The 1,429-nt window shown below is 53.5% G+C and carries 2 protein-coding genes; one reads left to right on the top strand and one right to left on the bottom strand.

The window, feature by feature from the left end:
- Positions 1-263: 263 nt before the first annotated feature.
- Positions 264-758, top strand: coding sequence for a DUF8045 domain-containing protein (locus ACR3FF_RS27010; protein WP_458191170.1), 495 nt, complete (start codon positions 264-266; stop codon positions 756-758).
- A gap of 31 nt (positions 759-789) precedes the next feature.
- Here the strand turns inward: ACR3FF_RS27010 and ACR3FF_RS27015 are convergent, their stop codons facing one another.
- Positions 790-1,011, bottom strand: a complete 222-nt coding sequence (locus tag ACR3FF_RS27015; protein ID WP_458191172.1) for a hypothetical protein — start codon at positions 1,009-1,011, stop codon at positions 790-792.
- Positions 1,012-1,429: the final 418 nt, after the last annotated feature.

Genomic DNA, 1,429 nt, shown 5'->3' on the forward strand with positions numbered 1-1,429 from the left:
CGAACAGAAGTGTTCGTTGCGCTCTGTCTCCGACTCGTGGTTGCAATCACCAACTACGAGCGAGGAAACGACCCGGGCTGCGAAAAGCTATGAGATGGATTCTATGACACGCTCGAGAGTATGCACTCTCAGACGATGACTGTGAAACGATTGTCGAGGTATATGAAGACCTGTTTGAGGAAGGGTTCAAATGATACATGAGACTACGATACTACGGCAAGATTGGGATAGCGTCGGCTCGCTTTCCGAGGTTTGAGTGATACATGAGACTACGATACTATGCTGACGCCGATGTCCGAGAGTGGCACGAGCACACACTACGGTTGTTGAGGAAGCTCCACGATGACCACGACATCTTGGTCGAGATCGACCGGATTGACGAACAGCACGGACCGATCAATGATTTCCCTGGTGAGGTGCGGTCTTCGACGCCAGAAGAGATCTATGAACGTGACCTTAAACGGAACCGTGCCCTGAACCAGTCCATCGAGCCGACCCCCTCGGAAGGTTTCAAACGGTACAGCAAGCTCAACATCGCCGGAAACGTCGCAATCGTCGATGACGAGGGGACCGTCCAGTGGGCTTCGACGCTTCCGGGCTATGCTGGCGGCTATAGACCAGGTGTCGAAGATCAGACCGCGATGGATTTCCTCGAAGATATCGCCACCACACCGAGCAACCGGTTCTGTGTCGAGTGCCTCCAGCTGTTGGACGGCGACGAAAGCTTCTGTCCCAACTGTGGCTCCGAACTCCGGTAGAGGGTGGTACGGTCAGAGGTCTTCAAGCCGATCAACATACCGCTCGCGGTCGAACATCTCGTATCTCTGTCATCATCTTGTGGATCTCTTCGAGCAGGATGGCTCCCACCGTGTCGATCGCTTTCTCTCTGCTGTGGCCTTGCTCCATCAAGCGGTTCACCGCTTGGTTGATTTCCTCCAGGTCGGATTGCTGGAGTTGTCGTTCGACGACTGCTCGGATTTCGTCCCTGAGGTGTTCGTTTGTCTCGCGCATCTGTCTCCACCTCCTCGGAAATCGAGTTCCCACTGATATCAATCTCGGGGGAACTCGGCACGGTTGAGCTACGTGGGTTCATCGAGATCATCTTCGAGGGTTTCGAGTGCGTCAATCGTCGTTTCCCGGTATTTCGCAACTATCCGTGGTTAGGGCTTCATACAAACGAGTTGCTCGCGCTGAGCTCGGGCTACTCGAGTTCAACAACGTCCCCACTACCGTCGCGAAGAATATCGCGTACTTCTGCAAGGAGTCGGTGCCATTCTTTGGATAGTGCCGCCCCTGCATCGGGGTCATATTCGCTAGATGTCCGTTGTAGCTCAGTAGTCAAAGATTTGAGATGATTTCGTCACAAAACAACTGGATCATGATGCTGATTCAGCTGCTGCCCGGATATATTGGTGATGAACATTCCCTG

The organism is Haladaptatus ordinarius (genome assembly GCF_054177595.1).